Source organism: Psychrobacter sp. PSi21, from assembly GCF_054960615.1.
Genome location: NZ_JBHNYR010000031.1, coordinates 1 through 17,314 on the forward strand (window position 1 = coordinate 1; position 17,314 = coordinate 17,314).

The window sequence follows — 17,314 nt, forward strand, 5'->3', positions numbered from 1 at the left end:
GTTATAAACTAAACCGTCCAACATTTGGGGGTCAGTTCACTGTTGATAGCAGTACCGCGCTTTTTTTTGCAGATTACGTTCAAAGCCTAACTGATATAAACCACTTCTAGCGGCGGGAAACCATTAAACTCTACTGAGGAGTAAGAGTTGGTATACGCCCCTGTGGTGAGCCAGTAGATCTTATCACCGATCTCCAGCTCTTCTGGTAGCTGGTAGCCCGCTTCTTCATACATGATGTCGGTTGAATCACAGGTTGGGCCTGCCAGAACAACCGTCCCCTCACTGGTCGAGGTTTCCATTTTTGGCGTATAGACAGGATATTTGATGGCCTCACCCAAGGTTTCGATTAAGCCTTGGAACAGACCCACATCGGTATATACCCAGCGCGTCAAATCGGTATGCGACTTACGCGAGATCAGCACCACATCGCTGACCAACACCCCAGAGCCACCAACCAACGAGCGACCAGGTTCGAGGATGATTTCAGGCATTTCCTCTTCACTAAAATCATCGCTTAAGTAGCGTTTGATCTCTTCAGCATAGACCTGAATCGGATTGACCTCACTGATATAGTTGGTCGGGAAACCGCCGCCGAGATTGATCATTTGTAGTTTGATGTTTTCTTCGTTATTCATCCAGTCAAACATGTATTTGACTTTAGAGAGCGCATCATCCCACGCCGCCACGTCTTTTTGCTGGCTACCCACGTGAAACGAGATACCGTAAGGCACTAGGCCTAAATCGCGTGCTTGGGTCAACAGATCAATGGCCATATCAGGATGGCAGCCAAATTTGCGTGATAGCGGCCATTCTGCCGTCTCAGAGCCTTGTACCAAAATACGCACAAATACTCTAGAACCGGGAGCATGTTTGGCGATATTTTTTAGATCGGCTTCTGAGTCGGTCGCATATAGATCGATACCTTTTTCAAAAGCATATTTCACATGATCCGCTTTTTTGATGGTGTTGCCATAAGAGATGCGCGAGGGTTCAACGCCGCAGTCGAGTACACGATCCAGCTCGTAGATAGAGGCACAGTCAAAATTTGAGCCAAGCTTTGCTAATAAGTTGATGACCTCAACCGCAGGGCTGGCCTTCATGGCATAGTGCAATTTGGTATTTGGAAACAAGCTCACCATTTCATGATACTTGGTCTCAATACGACTTAGATCAACCACTAAGAACGGCGTTTCACGTCCCTCAGCAGCTTTGGTAAATTTCTGCCAGCTGGCAGGGTCAAAATATTGGTCAATTTTGATCATAGTCATAATGATAAACCTTTAATGAGAATAGTATCTGCTAAAAAATGAGTGCAAAACAGTGGATATCGATTCTCAACACCCACCCCAGACATAATTATTTAGGGAGCAAGATGGTTAAGCGTTAGTCGACTGTGCTTGTTTTTCGGCGGACTGTGCGTCTTGTTTTTCGCGTATCTTGAGGACTTTACGTACTTTATCACGCGCGCGCGTTTGCTTGAGACGAGATAAATAATCAACGAATATCACGCCATTCAAGTGATCCATTTCATGTTGGATACATACCGCAAGCAGACCTTCGACCTCTTTGTCGATCACTTGGCCATCTGCATCCAGCGCTTCGATACGTACTTTGTTAGGGCGTTCGACTTTATCGTAGACGTCAGGTACCGACAGGCAGCCTTCTTCATAAGGCTGTTTTTGTTCAACCAGTGGTGTCACTGTTGGGTTGATAAACACCATCGGCTCATTTTTGTCCTCAGACAAATCCATGACGATCAGTTGAATGTGACGATCGACTTGGGTGGCAGCAAGCCCAATCCCTTGCGCATCATACATGGTCTCAATCATGTCAGTGATTAAGGATTTTATCTCATCATTGACCTCTTTGACAGGTTGTGCAATGGTACGCAGGCGTGGGTCGGGATAGCTTAGAATCGGGAGTAATGCCATAAAGGCTCACCTCAACAATACATGTGGAATGGGCAGCTCATTATAAGATAAATGGGGACGAAAGTAATGTTTATCAATACTTTCCCGCCTACATCAGTGTTTATGGGTGGATAACAAAAGGGTTCAAGATTTATTAAGCCAAAAAAAAGCCTCACTTAACGCAAGGCTTTTTAAGAGAGACGTTGTTTGGCTAGCCATTATGCACGGCGTTTTTTCATAATAAACTCATATAAGAACAACAATATAATCGCACCAATGACTGAGAAGATAAGACTCATAAAAGTGCCTGTACTGTCTATGCCAGTGATATTAGCCAACACTCTGCCAACAATTGCGCCAAGAATACCTAACACAATAGTCATAATCCAACCCATCGCGTCATTACCAGGCTTGATGGCACGTGCCAGTAAACCGGCAACCAAACCTGCGATAATTGCTCCAATCCAGCCCATCTTTATTCTCCTAATATTATCAATATTTATAATGTTTTACTCATTTAATAAAAGCATTGTAAACAGCCCATAAGCCAAAGAGTAATTGCAAAATGTTACCTATGTAGCGCCTATGTGAGAAAACCCAGACATTTGCTATCGTGCAGGTAGATTAGGTAAATGAAGGGTTACCAGCCGTGCCAAAACGATTCAATAACGTGCTGAATAAGCATCGGAAATGTCGTGAGACAGTGAGAGACTATAAGAGCAAGAAATTATCAGAGTAAGAGGGGATAATAGAGCGACGAGCGAATCGCGCACAAAAAAACGCCTACTGCTGAGTAGGCGTTTGATAAACGAAGCGCGCCATTTGGTATGTATAACAACAGACGATGACACGCCCTAAGTCGGTCAAGCAGGCTGGCTTTGCAGCGCGCTTAAAATACGCTGATGAATGCCATCAAAGCCGCCATTAGACATGATGATGATGGCATCACCCGCTTGTGCATGCGTGCTGATATGTTCAATGATCTCTTCAATGCTGCGTACCACTTGCTGTTGACCACGATGCTCGGCGCGGTCGATAACGCCTTTGAGTCCCCATTCAAGTCCTGCAGGCTCATACCATAGCGTATGATCTGCCAGCATCGCCGACTGGGCTAGGCTATCTTGGTGAATACCCATTTTCATGGTATTACTGCGCGGCTCAATAATCGCCCACAAGCGTCTGCCAGCCAGTTTTTTTTTGGCACCATCCAGTGTGGTGGCGATGGCGGTGGGATGATGGGCAAAGTCATCAAACACCAAAATATCATTGATGTCACCGATCAGCTCCATGCGGCGCTTAATCCCCGCAAAGGCAGACAACGCGGCGCAGGCAGTGGGTACGCTGACGCCCACATCAAAAGCTGCGGCCACAGCGACCAAGGCATTATTGACATTGTGTATGCCGCTCATCGCCCAATCGACCACGGCAGTGGCCTCAGCGTCTTCTGGATAGTGAATGCGAAATTGACTGCCATCCTCATTGATCAACTCGGCTTGCCAATCGCTTTCATCCGCTGGCGCTGTTTGTGTCTGGGTGACGGTAGTGCGCCAAACAGGCGTCCACACGCCTTTGGCTAAGGTCTCCTCTAAGCTAATCGTTGCAGCAGGCATGATGATTTTGCCAGTGCTTGGAATCATACGCACCATATGATGGAACTGAGTTTGGATGGCATCCAGATCCGCAAAAATATCCGCATGATCAAATTCTAGATTATTCAAGATAGCCGTACGCGGGCGATAATGAACGAATTTTGAACGCTTATCAAAAAATGCAGAATCATACTCATCGGCTTCAATGACAAAATAGCCATCTGTATTCGTCGTACCTGCATTGCCCAAATAGCTACTGTGTGCAAACACTCGCTGTAGATGCTCATCCGCTGTATTAACTAGCGGCACACCGCCGATCAAAAACCCTGCATCAATGCCTGCATAATGTAATATCCAAGCCAGCATGGTTGTGGTGGTGGTTTTACCATGTGTTCCTGCCACCGCCAATACATGACGCGACTGCAATACTTGCTCAGACAAAAACTGCGGCCCTGAGGTGTAGCGCATGCCTTCATCCAGCATATATTCGACCACCACCATACCGCGCTTCATCGCATTGCCCACTACCACCAAATCAGGTGCAGGCTGCAAGTGTTCGATAAGGTAGCCTTGCTCAATGGTCACATCAGCTTGCTCAAGCTGGGTCGACATGGGTGGATAGACGTTGGCATCTGAGCCAGTCACCTGATGGCCAAGTGCCCGTGCCAGTAGTGCCAGCGACCCCATAAAAGTGCCACAAATACCAAGAATATGAATATGCATAGAGGTTCCCAGCCAAATAAGAGTAGGGTTGAAGCAAAAAATATTGCGCTTATTGTAGAGTAAAGGCCGAAGGATAACCAATAAAAAACGCCTGAATAATCGGCGTTGTTAGGGTATTGGTTATCAGATAACCGCACGTTATATATCGTACAGGGTAACGATATCGGTGCAAGTCAGATTATTTGCGAGCAAGCGTATAATCACTGTTTGGAACATCGTTGTCATCAATCATCACTAGGTGGTTGGCATTAATATGATAGCTTTCGATGTGCTGATCTTCATAAACGATGGTGATGATACGATCGTCTTGACGGTAGATACCCGATTCTAATGAGGGTGCTTGCTGCATTTGGGTCTTGTTATAGATACTGGTCTTTTCAACTGAACCATCGGCAAACAGATTGAGGGTTACTTCGATAGAGTCACAGAAATCACACGGCACCATACCCATATAATCTCCTATTAACGTGGCTTGTAGTGAGCTTTGGTCATCTGGCTCAGCAATCATCGGTACAGGTTGTGCATGGTCTTGGTCGTCAGTCTGCGCGATAGCCAGTAGTGATTCTCCTTCATCACCGTAATCGACATCGTCCGCCACCACTGCTGCTGCATCTGACTCCGTGGCCTCAATATCGGCTTTATTGGCTGAGGTATTGTCCTCATCTTCGTCTTGGGTCTGCGCCGAGGTTTGCTCAAATAAAAAAGGTGCATTGGCTGATTGACTGTCGCAACCGATGAGTAAGGCGCACAAAGGCAGCGGCAACAAAAGGCGCAGGCAATTTTTTATAGGCGCTGAAGGCGGCAAAGATCGAGGCGCAAGATATGTCATTATCGTACCAACGGGTTGTCAGCTTTTTTGAGCAATAGCAAACAAGGACAATTAAAAAAATCGCCATGGGTATTGTTCAAAACAGTTATCATAAAAACAGTCACCTGCTCAATTTCATTTGAGCAACATTCAGCATCTATCGCATTCAGCATCTATCGGTTGAAAACAGGCAAACAAGGTAAGCCGCTATACGATAACAAACCGACAATATGACTATGTGAACTTTTTGTTATTGCTTTTAGAGAAAGGTATCAATCTCGTACAGAACATTGTCGACTAAAAAACATCATTCGGCTATAAAAAAGCCCAATATCAATCATGATATCGGGCAAATTATGTGGGGAAGCCACTGCTACATGGGCAATCAGTATCGTATGTCAATCACTAAGACACTCTGAACAGTCATCATAAATATTGATGACGGCCCTCATTGTCATGCTGCTGGACGTAAAATGCGTAACAAAATCATTACATGAATCAGCAGTAACACACTAAAGAAAATAAGGGACTGCTCAGGAATACTCAATCCTAAAAACTGCCAATCGACCACGGCACATTCGCCTGAGCCTGCCAACACCTCATGTACCACTTGCTGCATAGGTAGGGCATCGAGCCAATAATCCAAACCAGGGCCGCAAGACGGTACTTGATCGGGCGGTAGGTGCTGCAGCCACACATGACGTCCCGCCACGAAAGTCGCCCAGCCAATACCTGCGACGCTACCAAACCAGAGTACCAACCGTACGGCTTTGGATTTGGGATTGATCAGCGCCGCCGCAGCTGCAAAACCACCCATAAGCATCAAACCAATACGCTGAAAAATACATAATGGACAAGGGCTTAACCCCAAATGTCGCTGTAAGAATAACAGTGCGAAGCTCATACCAACGATGGTCATGAGTACCAAAATCATTTGCAAATGGCGATAAGTGAGACGTGACATCAAGGGGATACTCGTATAAACATAGGGAATGTGCTGCTGATCATATTAACCATTCATATTGACCATCGCTATTAGCGATACTGCTGCAAAAAGTCGTCAAAATCTTGTGTTTCACTGGCTTCGATCTCATCTTGTTGCAAGGTCGATTTTTCTGCCAGTACTTCGTATTTGGCCTGCGTGTTTGGACTCAACGTTTGCTCTAAGAGCAATTTGCGGTGCTGCTGGGCAAGGGTCAGACCCAGCTTCCACATACTGCCCAAGCGTTCGCTGTCTTCCATCACTTGTGCAGAGATGGTGGACTCAGCGTGACCTGCTTTGCCTTGCATCAATGCCACTGCCGTACGGTATTCGTTGCCGCCATGATGGGCGTCGAGTAGCGCTGCCAGCGGGCACATATTGTTTAAGTGCTTGAGCATCCATGCTTCGAGGGGCTGTTCTTCGCCATTATTTAAAATATGCAAGCCTTCGCGGCGGCCGTCGTTGACCACACGCTCAAGATTGATGGCCAGCTCTTCTTCTTCATCAGGCAATAGGTCTGGAGAGTCATTGAGTAGGCAATACAGCGCCATAACTTCTAAGAAGCAGGCACTAGATAGGCGAATGCCCACGTCACTATAAGGGTCCAAGTCGATGGCGCGAAACTCAACGTAAGCAATACCGCGGCGCTCTAATGCTTCGGTAGGCGTTTCACCGCGCATGGCAATTTGTTTGGGACGAATGGGGCTGTAGTATTCGTTTTCAATCTGTAGAATATGATCGTTGATTTGGACAGGGTTGCCCTCGCTATCGCTAAGCCCCAAATCTTTAAAGCCATCATGCGGTGTCTGGATGGCGCGGCGCAGACCATCAACATATTCAGGCAGATGATTGTAGCGAATGTCCAAATGCTCTTGGACGCTATTGGTATAGCCAAGCTTACCCATACGCAGACTGGTGGCAGCAGGCTTATAATAGGTTGAGCCATTCATCAGCAGCAAGTCATGCTCGCGCCCAGCGATAAAGCAAGGACAGACGCTTGGGCTTGCACCCAATAAATACAGCACCAAGCTGGTGAGGCGTTTGAAGTTACGAATCAGCCCTAAATATTTGGCATTTTTAAAGTCGGACAGTGACTCAGTGCTATCGTCTGATGACTGCGCTTGCCAAGTGGCAAATAAGTCATCACCAAAGGATAGGTTATAGTGCAAGCCTGCAATGGTCTGCATGCGGCGGCCATAACGAATGCCCAAACCACTGCGGTATAAGGTTTTAAGCTTGCCAGTATTGGAGCTGCCATAATCGGCAAGCGGAATGTCCGCATCGTTTGAAGAGAGCATACACGGCATGGACAGCGGCCACATCAGCTCATCTTCAGGTAGCGCTTGATAGACCAACATGTGCAGTTGGCGCAGCATGGCGAGCGTGTCTTTGGGTGTACTTTTGGGCTCTGTAATCAGCTCAAGCAAACTTTCAGAGTAGTCGGTGGTGATAAACGGGTGGGTTAATTTTGAACCAAGTTTTGCCGGATGCGGGGTCTGTGCCAAGTAGCCATCGGGTCTGACACGTAGGCCTTCTTTTTCAATACCACGCAGCATTCCGGTTAAGTGCTGACTCTCCAGCCAGTTTGGAATGGTAAAGGCGGCAGAATCACTTGCAAAATTACTCATAATATTCATCTATTGTTATGCATTATGGCGGAGTAACGGCCTGCTGGCATTTACTCATAAGCGGGGTCGATAATCACGTCAGTTTAGCCCAAAGTACGGTTAAAAACCACGTAAGATTACAAATTGAGTAACCTTTGCTTAAGCGTGGCTTAACGGTATGACGAGGCTGATGCGCTGTATAAGGCGATGGTTAAAATCAGCCAAAAGCGTCACGCAAAAAAAAAGCACCTGCCATATCAACAGGTGCTTTTGTTGGCTTGTGTCCATTGAGGGTAGGACGCAAGCTGCATAATGATGGCAGCAAACCTTATGAGAAGTCGAGTTCAGTTTCGAAGCTTTTCAAGTTATGGCGCGCCATAGCAAGGTTTGACTTTTGACGGTCAAGTACCAAGTACAAGAATAAGTCGCTGTTACGCACCAGTGGGCGTAGCAAGTGGTATTGCTTGTTCAAGGTGATCAAGATGTCTTCGATATTTTCATCAAGCCCTAGCGCGTCTGCCACTCTACGTTTAGAACGTAGGACTTCAGTGTTACCCGCAGCAGCAAGCTCAAGATCGATACCAGTACCGACCGTTGCCAATGCAAGACCTGATTCGCTATCTACCAATGCGGCAGCGACAAAGCCATCAATTTCGTTTAACGGATCGAGAGTTAACTTAGCCATAATATTCTTCCTTTTTGGTTATTTAGTATCGTTTTATAGGTAACTGCCAGCCCACTTCGTAAAACTTCATAAAATATTGGAACGCTGTCAATCAGCGTAGTCACGTCTACTGAAAACAACGCAAAAATATAGGGCTTAAGCAAGCGCCAGTCACAATCAGTCAAAAGCAAAACCTAGCAGCTGACACTCACATAATACATCATCTTTGTTGACTATTATGTATAGCGACCATACCGAGTTTGAGGGCAAAATAATGCCAGTCAATGTTGATGACAATCACTATCTGGTAGCCAATACCATTTAATCAGAACGGTATAATAATACAACCGTTATTCGATTAGCTGTATCTTATTGGGTCTGGCTGGCATAAAAAACCCGCCTTAGTATACAATTGTATACTAAGGCGGGTCTTATCAGTCGGATATGGCGTTGTCACAGGTATCTGGTTGATTGTTAACCAGCCTTTTCTGCTCTTAAATAGAAAACGACGAGCCGCAACCGCAGGTGGTGGTGGCATTGGGGTTTTGTACCACAAAGCGTGCGCCTTCGAGTCCTTCGGTATAGTCAACCGTTGAGCCTTGCAAATACTGATAGCTGAGCGCGTCCACAACCAAGGTGACGTCGCCATTATCAAAATTGGCATCGTCGTCATTTAAGTCATTAGCAAAGTTAAACCCATAAGAAAAGCCCGAACATCCGCCGCCTGTGACATAAACACGCAGCATCAGATTGCTGTCGCCTTCTTCTTCACGCAGGCGGCGTACCTTTTGGGCCGCGCTATCGGTGAGACTCAGTACCGTTGGGTCTACAGGCTGGCTTGGGTTGTATTGGTTGGCTGATTCGTTCATATCTACCTCAGTGGCTAAAATCATGTGCGCTGACCGTACGACGGCGGGCCATGTGAGTGGGGTGCGGGCATCAGATGCGGTCGCGCCGCGTGCGGTGATGGGTACAGCGATGCGGGTAGCAGCGTATCATGGCTGCATACGACGGGGTATGCGCTGCGTACAAGCAGGCTGCAATCTGCCTGATATCATTCGTGTTTTGGCAGTATATCATAATAGGGGCGGGTAGCGATTTGTCAAGGCAGACAGCGATAGCGTTATTCACAAAAATGCCAGATCAGTCGGCATCATAAGGACAGGGTGAAATACTTGTTTAATCGTTTGCCTATCGGGTAGGCGTTTGAAATAATAGCCCGCAGTTGCGCCGCGCGTTGCCCATCACTCCAAAGTGGCACGGTGATACCCCATACATGTTACAAAACCTTGAGATAACAGACCATTATGATCGAATTTAAAGACGTTGGTGTCCGCCGTGATGGCCGTGAGCTGTTTGCTGACGCCAGTTTTCAGTTGCATCCTGGCCAAAAGATTGGTTTAACCGGCAACAACGGGACTGGTAAATCCACCTTGTTTGCTTTGTTACTGACCCACATGGGCACAGGAGACACCGAGGTGACGGTTGATCGTGGTGAAGTGAGCATCCCTGACAGCTGGCAGGTCGCCCATATGGCACAGGAAGTGGGTGCCAGCGCTCAATCGGCAATTGACTATGTGTTAAGTGGTGATGAAGAATGGTATGAGATCAACGAAGCGCTGAGTGATCTAAGTACCGTCAGTGATGAGCAAATTGGTACACTGCATCAGCGCTTTGATGAGATCGATGGCTACCGTACGCCTACTAAAGCGGCGCAGATCATGGCAGGTCTCGGCTTTACCACTGCACAGCATGAGCTGCCTGTGTCTGGTTTTTCTGGTGGCTGGCGCATGCGTTTGAATCTGGCCAAAACCCTAATGAGCCGTGCGGATCTGCTGTTGCTTGATGAGCCGACCAACCATTTGGATTTGGACGCCATCTTGTGGCTTGAAACGTGGATCAATCAATTTGAGGGCTTAGTGATTGTCATCTCGCACGATCAGGCCTTTTTGGATGCCACCGTTGGTCATATTTTGCACGTTGAGCAGCAGAAAATTACCTTATACACGGGCAACTACCAGCAGTTTATCCGCACCCGCAGTGAGCGCTTGGCGCAGCAGCAACAAGCATTTGAAAAACAAGAAGAGACAAAGGCTCATTTGGATGATTTTATCCGCCGTTTTCGTGCCAAGGCCAGCAAAGCCAAGCAGGCTCAAAGCCGCATCAAGCAGCTTGAGCGAATGAGTGAGCTGTCACCGATGATGGCAGAAAATCCGTTTTCTTTTCAGTTTTATGAGCCCACGCACATGAGCTCACCTTTGATCGAGCTGACGCATGCCGATATTGGCTATAGTGATACGCCGCTATTGCACGATGCCAATGTGCAAGTGACGCCTGATACGCGCCTTGGTCTACTCGGTATGAATGGCGCGGGTAAATCAACACTGATCAAAGCCTTGGTTGGTGAGCTGGGCGTGCTATCAGGTAAGTACCGCGTCTCTGATACCCTAAAGCTGGGCTACTTTAACCAGCATCAAATGGACAGCCTCGATGCTGCCGCCACGCCGCTACAGATGATGCGCCGCCTAGCAGGTAAAACCTCTGATGCGCAGCTGCGTTCATTTTTGGGCAGTTTTGACTTTCGCGGTGAGCGTATTGATACCCCAAGCCAGCTGTTTTCTGGCGGCGAGCGAGCGCGCTTAACGTTGGCATTGATCGTGTGGCAGCGTCCAAACGTATTGGTACTTGATGAGCCAACCAACCATTTGGACTTACAAATGCGTCAAGCGCTAACGCTAGCGCTACAAGGCTTTGATGGTGCGGTGGTGTTGGTTTCGCATGATCGTGAACTGATTGCCAATGTGTGTGACGAATTATACTTGGTACATGATGGACAAATCGATGAGTTTGATGGCGATATCAGCGATTATGGCAAATGGCTGGCAGAAAAGCGCAAACAAGCCAACAGCCAAGATAAAGCAGCAGATAAAAAGCCCAAACAAAGTAAAGCTGCGGCAAAAAACATGCCGTCCACATCTGTTTCACGTGAAACCAGCGCCATCGCTAATACGGTAGCGCCAAGCGCAAATCAAAATACGGCCTCGACCAACAACACCAGCAACCCACCTTTGAGCAAAGATGCACAGCGCAAATTGGCCGCTGAGCAGCGCAAGCTGACTGCGCCCATTCGCCGCGACATTGAAAACACCGAAAAAGCCCTTGCAAAATTGGATGAGAAGCTCGCCACTCTTGAAGTCAAACTTGCGGATACTGCATTGTATGACGAATCGCGCAAAGCCGACTTGCTGGTGCTACTTGATGAGCAGACCCAGTTGCAGCAGCAGCACAGTGAAAAAGAAGAGACGCTATTGATGGCCATGACTACGCTTGAGGAGATGGAGGCTGGGTTTGAATGATTGAGGCTATGCAGCAAGTCTGGCGTGGTCATGGTATGTTTTAGTGCAGCAATCAGTCATTAACATCAGTCATTAAAAAAAGGGGAGGCATTGAGCCTTCCCTTTTTGTTGTTTGACTTTGTTGTTGTTTGACTTTGTTACTTTATTTTCTACAGTTTTATTGTCTACGATATTTGCCATCGCCATAAGAGAGTACTTTCATTGTCGTGGTACACAATTGACAATTGATTTTACTCGCAGCTGCTTTTGATAAATCCAGCACGCGGCCATGAGCATAAGGGCCTCTGTCTGTGATTTTTACCACAACACTCTGCTTAGTCTTTTTGTTGGTGACTTTAACCTTAGTGCCAAACGGCAACGTTTTGTGCGCTGCGGTCAACGCATGCATATTAAAGATGGCACCACTAGCCGTACGTTTCCCATGAAACTTACTGCCATAATAGCTGGTATTACCTGCCAAAACGCTGGTACTTAATAATAACGATAATGTGATCGCGAGAGACTTAGTAAAATAAGACATTCAATACCTTTTAAGATAAGGAAAATAGACAGGTGATGTTGTCTATAGGATAGATACAATGAGTATAAATAGGCGGGATATGTTACAAGGATAAGCTTATTGTATTCTTACGATACTGTAAAAAACTATTAAAATCAATATTTTATATAAATATATCAGTCCTGTCAGTATTATCCTTGGCTAGGGTATGCACTTACATTTGTCCTATTATTTTAATGCGCCTCAAAGATGTTGTGATGTTGATAAACGCCAAACGCTCACTAAAGACTCACGCAAAGCCGACTTACTGGCGCTACTCGACGAGCAAACCCAATTGCAGCAGCATAACGAAAAGAGGAGACCTTACTTTTGGCCATGACCACGCTTGTGAAGATGGTGGCTGGATTGTTACAGTGATCATTTGTCCATGTCATCATGACTTGGTGGTGGCAAGGGTTATGTTAAAATGGGCACTATGATTTTCTTCACTGGCTACTGATGGTATGTGTTTGAATCTATATTAAAATTTATATAAAAAAGCTTGCTATATTCTTACTATTTTGTAAAATACGCCTTAAGATCGAACATTGTTTTATAAAAACTGCTTTTTGCTATTGTCATTAATGATGATTTAAATCAAAAAGCCATTTACGGTGATGTCACCATTTAAGGAAATTTTATGTTTAAGAAAATTGCAATCGCTTCAGTTGTTGCTGCTATGATGCCACTTAGTGTTGCTAACGCTGACTTAGGTTCAAACTTCAAAACTGCTGACACTGGCCGTACTATTGAGCAAATCTACAAAGAATGTGGTATTGGTGGCGCATTATTCGGTAACTCAAGCCCCATTTTGGCCATCATCTCTAACGTAACATGGGATTTGGGTACAACAGCAGCAACTTCTGACTCAATGTCTCCTGATACTTGCCAAGGTGGCAACGTACAAGCGGCTGTCTTGATCAAAGAAGCATTCCCAAGTGTTGAAAAAGACCTTGCTTCAGGCCAAGGCGCTCATTTGTCTGCACTACAAAACGTTGCCAACTGTGATTCAGTTGCTAACATTCGTGCACAATATGGCAAATACGCACAAACTTCAGCATACCGCGTAGCGACTCAAGATCAAAATGCTGAAGCGCTATATGGCATCGTTGCAAGCAGCTGCGCTATCTAATTTATAGCTCAGTCTAATGGTCTATTTGACCATACCATCATAAAAACACGTAAACCTAGCGCTTACGTGTTTTTTATTGCTCATACAGTTATGGTAGTCGACAACAATGCAAAAGATAGTTTTATGGGCAACGTATCTGAGTATTTTTGCTGGGCAGGCAGTCGCGGCTCAAACAGCTGCGCCGCTGATTGGACAGATCGAGGATGAACATACTCTCATCGGACAAAGCACCGATAAAATATCAGAAAAGTCACCAGAAATAACGGATGATTTGGCGACGCTATCACCTGTAGATACAGTGTCCTCCCAGTCCAAAATCCCAAATATCAGCAGTGATCAGCTACAGACGCTGGCGGCGCATCCACAGTGGCAACACCTGATTTTTTACAAAAACAACAAAGCCGAAGTCATTTCTGCAAACTTTTATTTGACCCGCCCCAAGGCTCAGTCTACTGCGCCCTTTAGTCCATACGATGAGCTTTTGGCAACCCTCGCTGCGGCCAGTGACAAAAAGACAGTCTGTCGATATCCTGCTCGGTACCTGTGGCTCAGTCATCAATTACCAGAGTTGACCATTAACCTACAACCCTGTGCCCAACTGCCCGATGCCAACCAAAAAATCAGTCTGATTCTGGTCAGCAGCTATTTAAAAAATCCTGCTTCCTCATTTGGCCATGTACTGGTCAAAACAGGTGCCGCGACAGATAAAGCCGAGAAAACCTTATCCAGTGAAGATCTGCTCAATGACACGTATAACTTTGGCGCACGCATTCCAGAAAATGATAACGGTGTGATGTATGCAGTAAAAGGCCTGTTTGGCTTTTATGACGCAGGATTCTCGGAGACAGAATTTTTTAAACAAGATGCGGTATATTCTAAAAATGAACAAAGAGACATGTGGGAATACGTGTTGAATCTTGGTGCCTTTGAAACCCAGCTGCTCAATTACCATTTATATGAAGCCAAATCAGCACGGTTTGATTATTATTTTATCAAGCAAAATTGTGGTTATCGTTCAGGCGAGATACTAGAGCTGATCAGTGATATCAAAACCACGGATCGTATTGGCGCATGGTATGCTCCAGATTATGTGTTTGATCAGCTACTAGAGTATAAAGACGGTGATACACCGCTGATTGAGTCCGTTCGTTATTTGCCCGCTGAGCAAACGCAGCTGCGCGCAAAATTTGTGCAACTGTCCAAAAGGATACAAACAGCCGTTAACACGTTTATTGATACTGAAGATACGGCTGCACTGGCAGATTTAACGATAAAAGAGCGATCGCTTGCCACTGACTTTTTGATTTTACATCGCAATTATAAAATATCGCAAAACGATACATCTGAGCATCAAGCGATAAAAAAAGCACTATTAAGTCAGCGATTTATGCTGCCTGCTGATGATACTTTGGCATCATTATCAGTACCTGAAAAAGTATCGCCTGCACTGAGCAACAAGACCACGCAAACCAAAGTTACCTTATCTGATGATAATGCAGAAATAGGCCTCTCATTGTTTGTGAAAGACCCACTAAATACCCATACTGATATCGATAAGCGTTTTGAAGCGGTACAGCTGACATTGGGATATGACCGCGCCAATGATAAAACATCGCTGACCGATTTTGTGTTTTTGGATATGCAGCAAATAGAGGATTTAGCGCAGCCCTTAAAGGATGAACCTAAGCTGTCATGGCAGCTAAAAACGGGCGCCAGAACCGATATGTTTACAGGTGAACACCATCGCCCTTATGCACAAGCTGGCATTGGCGCTGGTATGAAATTTGGCGCTCAAATGCTTGGCTACGGTATGGTCAATGCTGCCGTACATGATCAAGATAAACATCTGGATGTGGGGCTTGAGCTTGGTATGCGCCTCAAGCACCAAGGCCGCGCTGCCCAGCTGTCTTATCAGGTCATCAAACGCGAGGCGCATGCGTCGGCCAAGCTGACTGAGCTGACCTTACGCCAGCAGTTGTCTAAGAATAATGATGCCAGAATTATCGTGACACATGGGCGTGGCACTGATGATGCAGATGGTGTCACCACTCGTGCTGCATGGCATCATTATTGGTAGCGCAAATGACGGCGGATCAAACCGCTCCTGCCATCTCAACAGACCAATCAAAAAAGGGCAAGCACCATGTGTTTGCCCTTTTTTTATGGTGTAGAGACAGTAGTCATGTACCTCCATGAATGGTTTGGCACGCTTTGGTGTCGTTGTTTGGTGTCTTTGTATAAGCTTGTATGATAGTCGCTGTTAAAAGTCGCGCGCGGCTGCTAGGATAAGTTTTAATGCTTTTGACATCATCGCTTTTGAGTAATATGAGCTTTTAAATAATAAAACCACCTGCATATCTGTATCACGTTATATCAGCAGCAAGCAGGCTGATCGACGGCAAATGATACTCGTAAGAATGTGACAGGACACCTAGACGTTAGCTTAAGGACAAAGAACATGGCAGAAAAAAATTACTATGACATCCTAGGCGTGAGTAAAGACGCGTCCGATGCGGATATCAAAAAAAAATACCGTAAGCTGGTACGCAAATATCATCCTGATGTCAGTGATGATCCAGATGCGGACAATAAAATTGCCGAAATCAATAACGCTTACGAAACCCTAAGAGAGCCTGAAAAGCGCGCTGAGTATGATGCCATGCTCGATAACCCCTTTGCCCAGCAAGGCGGATTTGCAGGTCAAGGCGGCGGCCAACAGAGCGGCTTTCGCTGGGAGGATATGAAAGATCAGTTTGGCGATGGCGCTGCCTTCGGCGGTGGCGGTTTTCGTTTTGATGATATTTTTTCCGCATTTGGTCGCGGCGCGCGCGGTCAGGCGGGTGGACAGGAGCAGCAAGGCGGTTTCGATCAATTTGGTGGCGGTTTTGGCAGCCAAGACCATCAAGGACAAGACCAGCATGCTGAGATTAACGTTGATTTGGCGTCGGTTTATGAAGGTGATGACTATAGCATTAAGCTCAACGTCCCTGTACGTCAGCCAAATGGTAGCGTCAGCTATGACAACAAAACCTTAAAGATCAAGATTCCAAAAGGCATCACGGATGGCAAGCAAATTCGCTTAAGTGGTCAAGGCGCCGCAGGAACAGGCAATGGTAAAAACGGCGATCTATTTTTAAAGGTAAAAATCAATCACGCGCCAAACATTCGACTCGAAGGGGCCAATGTTTATCAAACCATCAACATTACTCCGTGGGAAGCGGCATTGGGCGATAAGGTCAATATCAGCACGCCAGCTGGCACACTTGGGGTCACCATTCCCAAAAATAGCAAGTCAGGCAGCAATTTGCGTCTAAAAGGCAAAGGCATTCCTGCAAAAACGCCGGGCGATTTGTATTTGACCTTAAATATCGTTAACCCTGAGGTCAGTAGCGCGCAAACGGTGCAGGCCTATGAAGCACTCAAACAAGCATTCACTGATGTGACTATCAGTCGTTAATGAATAAAAATAAAACGAGGATAAGAGAGATGAAGCACTCGCCTGAACTCACCGACATCATCATGAGCTTAGATGAACTGGTATCTGCCTGCGGCCAAGAGCGCCAATGGGTCATCGCGCTGATTGAAGAAAATATCATCGAATATGATGTGCCTGAGCGCGAACAGTTTAGTGGTTATCAGCTGAGCACCGTACGCCGCGCCTCACGCTTAAGCCGTGACTTTGACGCCAGCGTGCCAGCCATTGGACTGATTATCGAGCTGTTAGATGAACTTGAACAGCTGCGCCAACTCAAGCGTCAAATAGAGCTACAAAATCCCATTATAGAAGTTGATATCAGCCAAGCCGATCAGGCCAACTGAATCATCATGTCTTCAGCCGACTAAACAAATAAAATAAAGTCGCGTCATGCGGCAGTGATACCGCATGGAGTCTACAATAATCAGCGCGCTGAGCATGGTGTGATAAACATAAAAAAGGGCACGTCATGAACTGAACCCCATAAGTTGGACACAACTTATGGGGTATTTTTATGCGTTACGACCTAG

General features: G+C 46.2%; 16 protein-coding genes. 6 read left to right on the plus strand and 10 right to left on the minus strand.

All coding sequences use genetic code 11. From position 1 onward, the window contains the following. Positions 1 to 86: 86 nt before the first annotated feature. The 9 genes from ACFI32_RS14495 to erpA all read right to left on the minus strand — a co-directional run bounded on the left by ACFI32_RS14495 (position 87) and on the right by erpA (position 9,152). Positions 87 to 1,262 carry a type III PLP-dependent enzyme gene (locus tag ACFI32_RS14495; RefSeq protein ID WP_462627347.1) on the minus strand — a complete coding sequence of 392 codons (1,176 nt, stop codon included), beginning with the start codon at positions 1,260 to 1,262 and terminating at the stop codon, positions 87 to 89. Between the two features lie 114 nt (positions 1,263 to 1,376). Then, positions 1,377 to 1,931, minus strand: a complete 555-nt coding sequence (def, locus tag ACFI32_RS14500; RefSeq protein WP_462627333.1) for a peptide deformylase — start codon at positions 1,929 to 1,931, stop codon at positions 1,377 to 1,379. A gap of 197 nt (positions 1,932 to 2,128) precedes the next feature. Then, entirely contained in the window at positions 2,129 to 2,383 is a 255-nt protein-coding gene (locus ACFI32_RS14505) for a GlsB/YeaQ/YmgE family stress response membrane protein (RefSeq protein WP_462627334.1), read from the minus strand. A gap of 390 nt (positions 2,384 to 2,773) precedes the next feature. Beyond that, positions 2,774 to 4,222 (minus strand): UDP-N-acetylmuramate:L-alanyl-gamma-D-glutamyl-meso-diaminopimelate ligase, encoded by a 1,449-nt coding sequence (mpl, locus tag ACFI32_RS14510; protein ID WP_462627335.1) that lies wholly within the window; start codon positions 4,220 to 4,222, stop codon positions 2,774 to 2,776. A gap of 178 nt (positions 4,223 to 4,400) precedes the next feature. Then, entirely contained in the window at positions 4,401 to 4,988 is a 588-nt protein-coding gene (locus ACFI32_RS14515; protein WP_462627336.1) for a copper resistance protein NlpE N-terminal domain-containing protein, read from the minus strand. Positions 4,989 to 5,484: 496 nt separating this feature from the next. Then, the gene (locus ACFI32_RS14520) at positions 5,485 to 5,994 is read right to left on the minus strand and encodes a disulfide bond formation protein B (protein WP_462627348.1); all 510 of its coding nucleotides are present in this window, start codon (positions 5,992 to 5,994) and stop codon (positions 5,485 to 5,487) included. A gap of 71 nt (positions 5,995 to 6,065) precedes the next feature. After that, on the minus strand, positions 6,066 to 7,640 hold the full coding sequence (gshA, locus tag ACFI32_RS14525; protein ID WP_462627337.1) for a glutamate--cysteine ligase: 1,575 nt from the start codon (positions 7,638 to 7,640) through the stop codon (positions 6,066 to 6,068). Positions 7,641 to 7,947: 307 nt separating this feature from the next. Further along, a complete protein-coding gene (locus ACFI32_RS14530) occupies positions 7,948 to 8,304 on the minus strand; it encodes a roadblock/LC7 domain-containing protein (RefSeq protein ID WP_462627338.1) in 357 nt (118 codons plus the stop codon). Between the two features lie 473 nt (positions 8,305 to 8,777). Next, positions 8,778 to 9,152, minus strand: coding sequence for an iron-sulfur cluster insertion protein ErpA (erpA, locus tag ACFI32_RS14535; protein WP_462627349.1), 375 nt, complete (start codon positions 9,150 to 9,152; stop codon positions 8,778 to 8,780). A 22-nt stretch (positions 9,153 to 9,174) separates the two neighbouring features. Between erpA and ACFI32_RS14540 the strand changes: the two genes are divergently transcribed. After that, the gene (locus ACFI32_RS14540) at positions 9,175 to 9,378 is read left to right on the plus strand and encodes a hypothetical protein (RefSeq protein ID WP_462627339.1); all 204 of its coding nucleotides are present in this window, start codon (positions 9,175 to 9,177) and stop codon (positions 9,376 to 9,378) included. A 212-nt stretch (positions 9,379 to 9,590) separates the two neighbouring features. Further along, positions 9,591 to 11,639: an ABC-F family ATP-binding cassette domain-containing protein gene (locus ACFI32_RS14545; RefSeq protein ID WP_462627340.1), complete on the plus strand. Its 2,049-nt coding sequence runs from the start codon at positions 9,591 to 9,593 to the stop codon at positions 11,637 to 11,639. 157 nt (positions 11,640 to 11,796) lie between these two features. Here ACFI32_RS14545 and ACFI32_RS14550 read toward each other — a convergent pair whose 3' ends face one another. Further along, the gene (locus tag ACFI32_RS14550) at positions 11,797 to 12,159 is read right to left on the minus strand and encodes a septal ring lytic transglycosylase RlpA family protein (protein WP_462627341.1); all 363 of its coding nucleotides are present in this window, start codon (positions 12,157 to 12,159) and stop codon (positions 11,797 to 11,799) included. Between the two features lie 658 nt (positions 12,160 to 12,817). On the opposite strand from ACFI32_RS14550, the gene ACFI32_RS14555 reads away from it, so the two are divergent. From ACFI32_RS14555 to ACFI32_RS14570, 4 genes are all read left to right on the plus strand, one after another. Next, complete coding sequence (locus ACFI32_RS14555) at positions 12,818 to 13,309, plus strand: DUF3015 family protein (protein ID WP_462627343.1); 492 nt, start codon at positions 12,818 to 12,820, stop codon at positions 13,307 to 13,309. A gap of 106 nt (positions 13,310 to 13,415) precedes the next feature. Continuing rightward, positions 13,416 to 15,386 (plus strand): Lnb N-terminal periplasmic domain-containing protein, encoded by a 1,971-nt coding sequence (locus tag ACFI32_RS14560; protein WP_462627344.1) that lies wholly within the window; start codon positions 13,416 to 13,418, stop codon positions 15,384 to 15,386. 381 nt (positions 15,387 to 15,767) lie between these two features. Next, positions 15,768 to 16,766, plus strand: a complete 999-nt coding sequence (locus tag ACFI32_RS14565) for a DnaJ C-terminal domain-containing protein (protein WP_462627345.1) — start codon at positions 15,768 to 15,770, stop codon at positions 16,764 to 16,766. 29 nt (positions 16,767 to 16,795) lie between these two features. Beyond that, on the plus strand, positions 16,796 to 17,128 hold the full coding sequence (locus ACFI32_RS14570; RefSeq protein ID WP_462627346.1) for a chaperone modulator CbpM: 333 nt from the start codon (positions 16,796 to 16,798) through the stop codon (positions 17,126 to 17,128). Positions 17,129 to 17,314 lie beyond the last annotated feature (186 nt).

Bases quoted from the DNA above. Each gene is read 5' to 3' on its own strand.
- ACFI32_RS14495 (WP_462627347.1), bottom strand. From the start codon at position 1,262: ATGATCAAAATTGACCAATATTTTGACCCTGCCAGCTGGCAGAAATTT.
- def (WP_462627333.1), bottom strand. From the start codon at position 1,931: ATGGCATTACTCCCGATTCTAAGCTATCCCGACCCACGCCTGCGTACC.
- ACFI32_RS14505 (WP_462627334.1), bottom strand. From the start codon at position 2,383: ATGGGCTGGATTGGAGCAATTATCGCAGGTTTGGTTGCCGGTTTACTG.
- mpl (WP_462627335.1), bottom strand. From the start codon at position 4,222: ATGCATATTCATATTCTTGGTATTTGTGGCACTTTTATGGGGTCGCTG.
- ACFI32_RS14520 (WP_462627348.1), bottom strand. From the start codon at position 5,994: ATGTCACGTCTCACTTATCGCCATTTGCAAATGATTTTGGTACTCATG.
- gshA (WP_462627337.1), bottom strand. From the start codon at position 7,640: ATGAGTAATTTTGCAAGTGATTCTGCCGCCTTTACCATTCCAAACTGG.
- ACFI32_RS14530 (WP_462627338.1), bottom strand. From the start codon at position 8,304: ATGGCTAAGTTAACTCTCGATCCGTTAAACGAAATTGATGGCTTTGTC.
- erpA (WP_462627349.1), bottom strand. From the start codon at position 9,152: ATGAACGAATCAGCCAACCAATACAACCCAAGCCAGCCTGTAGACCCA.
- ACFI32_RS14540 (WP_462627339.1), top strand. From the start codon at position 9,175: ATGTGCGCTGACCGTACGACGGCGGGCCATGTGAGTGGGGTGCGGGCA.
- ACFI32_RS14545 (WP_462627340.1), top strand. From the start codon at position 9,591: ATGATCGAATTTAAAGACGTTGGTGTCCGCCGTGATGGCCGTGAGCTG.
- ACFI32_RS14550 (WP_462627341.1), bottom strand. From the start codon at position 12,159: ATGTCTTATTTTACTAAGTCTCTCGCGATCACATTATCGTTATTATTA.
- ACFI32_RS14555 (WP_462627343.1), top strand. From the start codon at position 12,818: ATGTTTAAGAAAATTGCAATCGCTTCAGTTGTTGCTGCTATGATGCCA.
- ACFI32_RS14560 (WP_462627344.1), top strand. From the start codon at position 13,416: ATGCAAAAGATAGTTTTATGGGCAACGTATCTGAGTATTTTTGCTGGG.
- ACFI32_RS14565 (WP_462627345.1), top strand. From the start codon at position 15,768: ATGGCAGAAAAAAATTACTATGACATCCTAGGCGTGAGTAAAGACGCG.
- ACFI32_RS14570 (WP_462627346.1), top strand. From the start codon at position 16,796: ATGAAGCACTCGCCTGAACTCACCGACATCATCATGAGCTTAGATGAA.